At 56.9% G+C, this 9,693-nt stretch carries 10 protein-coding genes and 1 pseudogene; 3 read left to right on the top strand and 8 right to left on the bottom strand.

Going from position 1 to position 9,693, the window contains the following annotated elements:
* Window positions 1–214 precede the first annotated feature (214 nt).
* The 6 genes from AC56LG_RS24600 to AC56LG_RS24625 all read right to left on the bottom strand — a co-directional run bounded on the left by AC56LG_RS24600 (window position 215) and on the right by AC56LG_RS24625 (window position 4,641).
* Window positions 215–1,186: an ornithine cyclodeaminase family protein gene (locus tag AC56LG_RS24600; RefSeq protein WP_497168661.1), complete on the bottom strand. Its 972-nt coding sequence runs from the start codon at window positions 1,184–1,186 to the stop codon at window positions 215–217.
* A 31-nt stretch (window positions 1,187–1,217) separates the two neighbouring features.
* A complete protein-coding gene (locus tag AC56LG_RS24605) occupies window positions 1,218–1,736 on the bottom strand; it encodes a YbaK/prolyl-tRNA synthetase associated domain-containing protein (protein WP_497168662.1) in 519 nt (172 codons plus the stop codon).
* Window positions 1,733–2,419 carry an HAD family hydrolase gene (locus tag AC56LG_RS24610; RefSeq protein ID WP_497168663.1) on the bottom strand — a complete coding sequence of 229 codons (687 nt, stop codon included), beginning with the start codon at window positions 2,417–2,419 and terminating at the stop codon, window positions 1,733–1,735. The genes AC56LG_RS24605 and AC56LG_RS24610 overlap by 4 nt, the downstream gene beginning before the upstream one ends.
* 64 nt (window positions 2,420–2,483) lie before the next feature.
* Entirely contained in the window at window positions 2,484–3,452 is a 969-nt protein-coding gene (locus AC56LG_RS24615) for a threo-3-hydroxy-L-aspartate ammonia-lyase (RefSeq protein ID WP_497168664.1), read from the bottom strand.
* A 14-nt stretch (window positions 3,453–3,466) separates the two neighbouring features.
* Complete coding sequence (locus AC56LG_RS24620; RefSeq protein ID WP_497168665.1) at window positions 3,467–4,108, bottom strand: helix-turn-helix transcriptional regulator; 642 nt, start codon at window positions 4,106–4,108, stop codon at window positions 3,467–3,469.
* Window positions 4,105–4,641, bottom strand: coding sequence for a gamma carbonic anhydrase family protein (locus tag AC56LG_RS24625; RefSeq protein ID WP_497168666.1), 537 nt, complete (start codon window positions 4,639–4,641; stop codon window positions 4,105–4,107). The genes AC56LG_RS24620 and AC56LG_RS24625 overlap by 4 nt, the downstream gene beginning before the upstream one ends.
* A 301-nt stretch (window positions 4,642–4,942) precedes the next feature.
* Between AC56LG_RS24625 and AC56LG_RS24630 the strand changes: the two genes are divergently transcribed.
* Window positions 4,943–5,275 carry an immunity protein Imm33 domain-containing protein gene (locus AC56LG_RS24630; RefSeq protein ID WP_497168667.1) on the top strand — a complete coding sequence of 111 codons (333 nt, stop codon included), beginning with the start codon at window positions 4,943–4,945 and terminating at the stop codon, window positions 5,273–5,275.
* A 99-nt stretch (window positions 5,276–5,374) separates the two neighbouring features.
* Window positions 5,375–6,802 (top strand): annotated as a pseudogene (locus AC56LG_RS24635) (IS1182 family transposase); the annotation flags it as partial.
* Window positions 6,803–7,863: 1,061 nt separating this feature from the next.
* Here the strand turns inward: AC56LG_RS24635 and AC56LG_RS24640 are convergent.
* Window positions 7,864–8,103, bottom strand: a complete 240-nt coding sequence (locus AC56LG_RS24640; RefSeq protein WP_497168669.1) for a helix-turn-helix domain-containing protein — start codon at window positions 8,101–8,103, stop codon at window positions 7,864–7,866.
* Between the two features lie 69 nt (window positions 8,104–8,172).
* Here AC56LG_RS24640 and AC56LG_RS24645 point away from each other — a divergent pair, with 69 nt between their 5' ends.
* Entirely contained in the window at window positions 8,173–8,562 is a 390-nt protein-coding gene (locus tag AC56LG_RS24645; protein ID WP_497168668.1) for a hypothetical protein, read from the top strand.
* Between the two features lie 316 nt (window positions 8,563–8,878).
* Here AC56LG_RS24645 and AC56LG_RS24650 read toward each other — a convergent pair whose 3' ends face one another.
* A complete protein-coding gene (locus AC56LG_RS24650) occupies window positions 8,879–9,382 on the bottom strand; it encodes an IS30 family transposase (protein WP_497168670.1) in 504 nt (167 codons plus the stop codon).
* Between the last annotated feature and the right edge of the window lie 311 nt (window positions 9,383–9,693).

A 9,693-nucleotide genomic window follows, 5' to 3' on the forward strand; every position in this document is an offset into this window, starting at 1 on the left:
GCCGAAAATGCCTAAACAGCGTTACAAGCCCTGGAATACTCGTTTATGTTCCAGAATTTGCCTTGGCCGTCCAATCTAGCTCTGAGCTTCTCGTTTTGAGTTTTTACACAGCCTGGGCCACAAGCGGACATAGGCTTCGACTAGCTGTCGCACGCCGTCATGGTCACCTCAAGCCCTTCTCAATCGAACTATATTGTTAGTCCGTTGAGCTGGCTTACCAAGGCCAAGGGACGAGACGGCCGACTCCAGCAACATTTGCCGCGTCGTAAAGGTATTCACCTACAACCAGGTCTTGCAAGGCGAGCCCTGTCATGTCGAACACCGTGACGTCATCTGCATGGCGATTGGAAGCGCCTTTCCCTGTTAGAAGATCGCCAAGTTCCACATGGGGCACCGATGGCGCCCATTGCGTTTCCCCAAGACGCCTCGCTTGCTCGCTGTCATCGACCACTAGCCGGCAGCGTTCCAGAAGGCTCTCTGGCAGTTCCCGTTTGCCGCGGGTATCGGCACCGACGCAATTGATGTGTGTTCCGGGCCGCACTGCTGCAGCACTGAACAAGGGCCCGGCGCCCGGGGTGGCGGTAATGACGACATCGCTGGCGGCAACGGCTGCGTCCACATCGACGGCCAGGACTGGGCGGCATGTGCCGTCGAAGCGCTCTTCGAAGTCCACGTTGGGCTTGCCGTCGTGCGAGACATAGCGAACCGTTCGCAACGACGGCAACACACGTAGCGCAGCCGATAACTGGGCTCGTGCCTGCACACCAGTGCCGAACACGCATAGCGAAGAACTGTCGGTACGTGCAAGGACACGCAGGCCGAGCTCGCCGGCAGCCGCAGTGCGCGCGGTTGTGATCGCGTTGCCGTCCATGATGCAACGCGGACGCCCCGTTTCCGGATCGAACAACATGATCGTGGCCTGATGCGGTTCTCCGCCGAGTTCACGGTTGCGTGGCCAGAAGCCGGCGGCCTTGAAGCCCAACAGGGCACGTGCTGCCACATCTCCCGATTTGATGCCGAAGATCCCGCCTGTGCTCAGGGCTTCCCGTACAACGGAAAAAACACGGCCTTGCCGTGCACTATGCAATGCAAAGGCGTCGCGGACAGCACGGTCGATCATATCGGTCGTCATGACGGCGGCGACGGCGTCGCGGTCGAGCATCAGTAGTTGGGCCTCGCTGGGCATTAGAAGTCTCCGGTAAAAGTGAACAGGAAATTCAACGTTGGCGGATATCGGCCAACTGTGGCTGGGCGATTCGCAGATAGTCGTCCGTGGCAAGCACAATCGATGCATCCAGTCGGCCTGCATTGAAAGCGATCTCCCGGTAGCGCGTGAAGAGCTCGGGATCCGCTACCAATTGCAGGTCTTGATGGAACGAAAACGGTGGAATAGCTCCGAGCACGCAACCGGTCAGTCCTTCGATTTCCCGCGGGCTCATCAGGCTTGCTCGCTTCGCCCCGCAGTTGGCCGCGAGCGTATCCAAATCGAGCTGTCGATCGGCGGCCAGCACGGCCAGTACATACTTGGGCGGCGCATCGGGAACCTTGAGTTTACAGGCCATTGCCTTAGCGCCTTGGCCGACTTCCGTACCGCGGATACGGGCAACCTCTTCGGATTTGCCGGCAGAAGGATGTTCGATAATCCTATAGCGAGCACCTTGAGCGGTGAGGAGTTCAACCAGTTTGACAAATACTGGCGTAGGGCCGACGCCTGGCGGATTCGATGATTCGGTCATAAATGTGAGGTATAGAGAATGTTTGGTTCAGTCGGCGCCAAGAGTGCATCGAGCTCGGATTCGAGTTGCCGATGTGAGTCGACAATGCGATACGCACCGCTAAACCCATATCCATCCAGAAGCTCGCTGCGCAATACTATGCAGCGCAACCCGGCGGCGCATGCGGCGGCCAGCCCGCGCGGTGAATCCTCGACGGCGATGCACTCGCCGGCATGCAAGCCGAGCTTATCGAGTGCATGCAGGTAGGCGTCGGGATGCGGCTTCGGCCGCAGGCCATCGGTCCGGGCGATGATGTGCCCAATATGGTCCAGGGCATTGCCTGCGCGATGGGCCAGTGCCACGTGCTCGGCGAACGACGCGGTGACAATGCTCATCGATACACGTTGCGCCAGGCGGGAAAGCATTGCTTCCACGCCCGCAAAACACAGCTGCCCGGCATCCGACAACAGGTGTGCGTAACAGTTGTCGCGTGCCGTTCGTACTTGTGCGATCTGCACTTCACCGTAGCCGCGTCCACGCAAGACATGCCACGCGCCGCGGTTGTCCTCGAGGTACCAGGCAACGTACTGTTCTCGCGTCAACGCCACGCCGTGGGGCTCCAAGACACGGCGGTTGGCTTCGAAAAACAGGCGCTCGGTATCGCACAGCACCCCATCGTTATCCCACAGGATTGCCTTGATCATGGCGCGCTGGCGCTTGCGCGAGTGCCATTTGCGGCATGCGCCGGCGGTCCTTGAACGAGCTGCATTAGCCTGCCAAGAGGTTGCTCAGGCGAGCCAGGTCGATATTGCCGCCGCTGACCAGAATGCCGACCCGCTTTCCGCGCAACACGTCTTTCATGCGTCGCGCCGCTGCGAAGCCGAGGCAGCCTGTAGGTTCCACGACGATCTTCATGCGCTCCGCGAAGAAGCGCATGCATTGCACGAGTTCCTCGTCGGATACAGTCAGGATGTCGTCAACGTCGCGCCGGATGATTGGAAACGTGTATTGGCCGAGATGCTGGGTTTGGGCGCCGTCGGCGATGGTCTGGGGTGTGTCGATGTGGACGATTGCACCCGAGCGGAACGACTGCTGCCCGTCGTTGCCGGCTTCTGGCTCGACGCCGTACAGCTTGCACTGCGGCGACAGGGCTCGGGTCGACAGGGCCGATCCCGCGAGCAGGCCGCCGCCGCCGAGACAGACGAAGAACGCATCGAGCGGCCCGGTTTCTTCGAACAGTTCCTTGGCAGCGGTGCCCTGGCCGGCGATGACATCCGGATGGTCGTACGGTGGAATCAGCGTCAGTCCGTGCTTGTCCGCGAGTTCGCGGCCGATCTGTTCGCGGTCTTCCTTATAGCGATCGTAAATGACGACATTGCCGCCATAACCCTTCGTTGCTGCCACCTTCGCCGCCGGTGCATCGTGCGGCATCACGATCGTGGCAGGCATGCCGAGCAACCTGGCCGCCAGCGCGATTGCCTGGGCGTGGTTGCCGGACGAGAAAGCAACGACCCCGGCACGGCGCTGCTCAAGCGTGAACTTCGACAGCGCGTTATAAGCGCCACGGAACTTGAACGCTCCCATTCTTTGCATGTTCTCGCATTTGAAAAACAGCTCGGCACCGAATTCTTCGTTGACGGTGCGCGAAGTCAGCACGGGAGTACGGTTTGCGGTGCCGGCAATGCGGGCAGCTGCCTGGAGCACGTCGTCGTACACAGGTAAGTGAAGCGTATTCATCTGGTCTTCTCCGGTTACTTGATGTCGTTGTAAGCCGTTGCACGCGAGATGCCAAGGCACGAAGCGGCGATTTCCATGGCACGCCGCATCTCCAGGAAACCACCGGCCTTCAGCTCCCGCATCAGTGCGCGACGTTCGTCAGCCTTGAGCAGTTGCGGCGACGATGCCAGGCGTGCGGCGTACTGCTCGATGCGCTTGCGTAGCATTTCAGCATTGGCCGGGTCAAGAGTTTCGGGTACTGGTGAGGCATCCGTGGAGGTGAACTGTTCGAGCGCGTTGCGCATCGACCGGAACAGCGTAAGGTCCACATTCAGGCAAAGGGCCGCGACGTAGCGCCCTTCTGCATCCTTGATGCCGATCGAGGTACTCTTGGCCGGGCGCCCGTCCGCGAACTGATTGGCGTAGTTGGCCACAATCTGGGGAAAAGCGTTATTCTCGATGCGCGCCAGGCCCAGTTCGGTGGCCGGGTCGCTGGCTGACCGCCCAGACAGGTTGTTGTAAATGGCGAGCACGGCATGCTCGGGGTTGCGCAAATCGTGCACGACCACTTCGCAAAACGGCGCAAACGTTTGGGCCAGGCCGTCGGCGATCTGCTTGACCTGCTCTATCAGCGCAGCCTGGAACCTGTCGCCGGATACATCGGTATCGTGCTTCATGGCTGGCCCTGCAGGTAGTTGTCCTTGACCCGTACGTAGTGCTCGGCCGAATAGCGCAACCAGGCAATTTCCGCATCGGTCAGGGGCCGCACTTTCTTCACTGGCCGGCCTACATACAGGAAGCCGCTCTGCAGCGTCTTGCCCGGCGGGACAAGGCTGCCGGCACCGATCATTGTCCGGTCTTCAACGATCACGTCGTCCATCACGATGCTGCCCATGCCAATCAAGCAATCGTTGCCGATGCGGCAGCCATGCAGGAGCACCGAGTGGCCCACGGTAACGTAATCGCCGATGTGCAGGGGTGCACCCTGCGGTTTCTGGGGCGTCTTGTGCGATACATGTCCCATCGTGAAATCCTGAATGTTGGAACAGCGTCCGATGATGATGTCGTTGACGTCGCCACGCAGAACGGCATTACACCATACCGAACTGTCTGCACCGAGACGTACATTGCCAATGACCTGGGCCGATTCATGGATATAGACGCGCTCGGAAAGATGCGGAGCGGCATCAAGGTGCGGAGACAACGGCATATATGAGTAAGACTATCTGTCTAAAATTAGACATTGTGCCTAACACCAGAGCATAGCGCAAGCTTGTTTTGGAAACGTCCCCACGTCTACTTAGACTTATGATTACGGCAACTCATGAGTAGCAAGTTATGGATACGTAGTCGACGCTCAAAGGGGATCGGCGCCCTCTTGAAGTCAGAAAGCCAGTTGCGCGGGCAATCTGCATGGGTCAGCTTTGGGTCGGAAGCGGACGCTACAATAGGTCTGCTTTCGGCCAAAAGCGGCCGTTCAATGTACCCGATCTAACCGTGATAGGCATCCCGTGGAAACTCAAGAGGAAGTGTGTTCAAGATTCGGCGTAGTAGCCAAGCCTCCGGACCTTGGGGCCAAGCTTGGGATTGCACTCGCCACCATTGGGGAATTCCCGATCAACGGCTTACGGGTTCGCCTTGACGAAACGTGCGGGTGGTTTATCTGGGGTGGTGGCGAGGCATCAGCTGATCCAGACTTCTATCAGCCGCTTCACGTCGCGCACATCGCTGAGTACCTGCCATCGGTTGAACGTTACTTGTCACTGCCGCCGGGCTACAGATTCCAGATCGCAGATGGGCATGAGGACGTTTGGTTCGATCCGGCACTTCTGGTCGAAAAGTGACAGTCCGCTTCGGGTCCAGACTGTGTAAAAACGTAGTGTCAGGTAAACGGATCTGGCGCGGTAAACGTTAAACCAGTATCTCATCAGTACGGGTGCAAAATGAAGCGCTTCATCGAAGGCGAGAACCGTGGACAAGGCACGCTGCTGCCTGAGCTTCTGGACGACTACGTGGCCGAGGACAACCCGGTGCGTGTGGTCGATGTCTTCGTCGAAGAGCTTGATCTGGCCAGCCTCGGGTTCAAGCGCGTGCAGCCTGCGAAAACGGGGCGGCCTGCTTACCATCCGACTATGCTCCTCAAGCTCTACATCTATGGCTACCTCAACCGCATCCAGTCGAGCCGGCGGCTGGAACGGGAGGCCCAGCGCAATATCGAATTGATGTGGCTGACGCAGCGCCTGGCACCAGACTTCAAGACGATCGCCAACTTCCGGAAGGACAACGGCAAAGCCATTCGCAATGTCTGCCGCCAATTCGTCGTGGTGTGCCAGCAGCTGGATCTGTTTTCAGATGCGGTCGTGGCGATCGATGGCAGCAAGTTCAAGGCGGTCAACAGCAGCGATCGTAATTTTACCGATGCCAAGCTCAAGCACCGCATGCAGGAGATCGAAGCCAATATCAGCCGCTACCTGGTTGAGCTCGACACGGCCGACCGCCAGGAGCCGGTCGCCAGGCAAGCAAAAACTGTCCGCCTCAACGACAAGATTGCTGCACTAAAGTCGCAGATGGCCACGCTCAAGGAAATTGAAGCGAAGCTGCAAGAGACAGGGGAAACGCAGATTTCGCTGACTGATCCGGACGCTCGCTCGATGAGAACTCGCGGCTCCGGCATCGTTGGCTACAACGTGCAGACAGCGGTCGACGCCAAGCATCACTTGATCGTTGAACACGAGGTGACGAACAACGGTAGCGACCGCGACCAATTGTCTGGCATGGCCAAGAAGGCGCGCAGCGCTATCGGTACCACGACGCTCACTGCAATCGCCGACCGCGGCTATTTCAAGGGCGAGGAAATCCTGGCATGTCAGGAAGCCGGCATCACCGCCCTGGTTCCAGCGACGAAGACATCCGGCGCCAAGGCCGACGGTAGATTTGACAAGGCTGACTTCATTTACGACGCAGAGAAAAACGAGTTTCGCTGTCCTGCAGGACAAGCGCTGATCTGGCGCTTTGCGAGTGTCGAAAAGGGCATGAAGAACCACCGGTATTGGAGCTCGAACTGCCAGGGATGCGAGCTCAAGGAGAAGTGCACGCCAAGCCAGCAGCGCCGCGTGACCCGCTGGGAACATCAGGACGTGCTCGACGACATGCAGACACGCCTCGACCAGAATCCGGATGCCATGCGCATCCGGCGTTCATCAGTCGAGCACCCGTACGGGACAATCAAATCCTGGATGGGAGCGACGCACTTCCTGACAAAAGGACTGGAGCGCGTGAAAACCGAGATGAGCCTGCACGTGCTCGCCTATAACCTCAAGAGAATGATGGCCATTCTGGGCATCGCGAGCATCACGGCGGCGATTCGGGCCTATGCCCGTTTTTTGCGACGCTTTGGCCTGTTTTGGGCTTTCAGCATATTCGACCGGCTGAAATCGGCGAAGATAAGCTACGGCCCGTCGCAGCGCTCCCTCGGGCTCCACAGTTAGCTTCACCCCGTACCGGGCACTCGATTTCGCTTTTTACACAGTCTGGGTCGGAAGCGGACGCTACATAAGTGCGTAACCGGCCCGAAGCAGACATCGCGAAGCTACTTCATCAAGATTTTGATAAAAAAGCAATACAAGGAAAATAATTGATGTGGTTGACAAGGATCGCATTGGGCCTTGCAGTGATATTGACCGTATCTATGGGCTATGAAGTGAGCTGGCGGAATTATCGAGTACGTGAACTTGTACCGTCGCCGACAGGGCTCTACATTGCAAGAGTTGGTAACGGTTTTTTCGGGTACCCGTCATATGAAACCGAAGTCTATGTTTGGCCAAAATGGGCGCCAGTTCCTAGCCTAATGGCGACACAGGTTCTTGATGCTCCATGTTCTGTGAAGCTTGAATGGAAGGGTGACCACGAGTTGCGCATCATATGCCCCCGCCCAGAAGGAGCTCCACGGATTAAAAATCACCCGTGGGCGGTCAAAATAATTCTTGAAACACCTTCGTGAAGTATTTGTATTTCGTACGACGTATTAGGTGATCAAGTGTAGAACGGCGCCCGCTTTGGGTCGATAGCTGACGTGCGGGCTCAGTCCGAGCATTAGATCGCGATCTTGTTCATATATGGACTAATGCTTAGCACAAGCACTTCTTCCCGGGACTGCGGTGGCCTGTAGCAGCTCATCTCCTGGCCTATCTCCAATCGCCTAAGGCGGATGGCCGTGTATCAATGATCAAGCGAGGCTGATCAACGCCTGTGCGTTTTTAGTACCAAGGTACCGTGGGAATATTGGCTGCGTACTCGCTACGGCAGTGGATGCTGGCGTCGACTCCACGACGAGTATAAGCCGACGTTTGGCAGTGTGTTCATGCGGCGCCTCTGCGACGGCTGCGGCCGCAATCCGGAATCGTCCAGTAGTTTGTATCGTTGAACTTACAGTTCAACAGTCTGCAGCCGCTAGCAATTCTGACGCACGAGCCTCTAAAGCAGTACATATGCGGATGAGGTTCAACACACTTACATTGCGTTCCCCTCTCTCAATTTTTCCCATATGGCTGCGGTCGATCCCAGCCATATAAGCAAGTTGCTCCTGAGATATTCCTTGGTTTCGCCGACGAGATCGTATCGCGGCACCAATTGCTACCAACTCCTGAAAATTTTCATATCCGCCAAGTCTCATCCCCCAATCATTAGGTTTTGGGGCAGAATAGGCCACGGCATCTACACCTCATTTCTCCAGGAGAGTCTTGTGAACAACCCGACCAGCCTACGTTCTCAACTTGCGCACGAGGTACTACACGGCTCACCCTCTGCCGCGTTACCGTCAAATTTGACTGACCGTTGGCTAGATACCGCACTCCAGGGAGCAGAGCGAATAATCCAAGCTGATGAGAAAGCAGACTTCGAACTTGTGCGTATTCCTGTGGATCTAGTGCTGCATTTGCTAAGTCAAGAATTGGCATCAGGCGCGATTGCGATGTCAGACCAGAAGCTTTTTGACTATTTGGGACTGTATCGGATGGAACTAGCAATGGAGAAGCTGAGGCGGTGGGGTGTTGCTTTAGCTCCAGCGGCTGACAAAAAGACTATTTTCAATTTTGCTAAGAGTCCACGCGGCCGAGGTAAGACGGCCTCATGAACGCTGGCAGACAGCGAATACCATTCGTGAGTGCGACGTTAGCAGGTCGTAACGGTATCGTAGCCGAGGTTACGCGGTTGATATTCTCACAGTACTGCAGCCTTGACGCAGGCCAAGGTCGCCATCCGCGTCGCGCAATCCTTGACCTCCGGACGTCTGCCTTTTGGAGACTGATGATGGTTGAGCAGGTGAGTGGTGATGAGAGACTAGAGGTCATCGGGTAAAAATACTCAGGCAATGGCATCCTTCTGGCCGCAAACACGGCCCAGATCTTGATCAGGGCTGCCGCTGTCTACGTCTGCTTCCGACCTTGGATTCAACCGGTCAACGCAACAAGTTGGCTGAATCGTTCAGCGGGTGTTTGATAATTTAAAGTTTTCCTTGGCCGCTCATTCAGTTTGCGGGCAACTTCATTGAGTTGAGCCTGCGAGTATGCCGAGACATCGACGCCTTTGGGGAAGTACTGGCGCAATAGCCCATTGGTGTTTTCATTACTGCCACGTTGCCACGGACTGTGCGGATCACAGAAGTAGACATCGATGTCGGTAGCAAGCGTAAAGCGCTTATGATCAGCCAGCTCTTTACCTCTGTCCCAAGTGAGCGATTGATAGAGTTCCTGGGGCAATTCGCGCGCGTTATCGATCAATGCGTCGATGACTGTTTCGGTGTCTTTGCGGGCGACTTTTACCAGCATGACATAACGGGTCTGACGCTCAACCAAAGTGGCGATCTGGCTGTTACGGTCTCCGAACAGCAAGTGCCTTCTCAATGGCCAGGTACCGCTCGATCTTCGACCATGGCAGGCCGTTCGCTGATCGATACCGTATCTTTGATCCTGCCGTGGTTGTCGGTTTTTTGTGTGTGATGACGCGACCGGCGCATGATCCGGGGCCTCCGAAGATGCGCTAACAGCTCTTTTTTCAGCGCACCACGTGCCTGAATGAAGAGGCTACGATAAATCGTCTCATGCGACACCTGAAAGTCCTCGTCCCCTGGAAACGTATGCTTGAGCCATGAATCGCCCCGGCTTTCGTGGAGGCCGGTTAGTATGAGTCAGGCCTGGACGGCTTGACTGCTCAGTTGCTTGTAATAGTTTGCCTCAGCTTCGGCTGGCGGTATATAGCCGAGTGG

This window comes from Telluria sp. ZB2R32 (assembly GCF_059685715.1).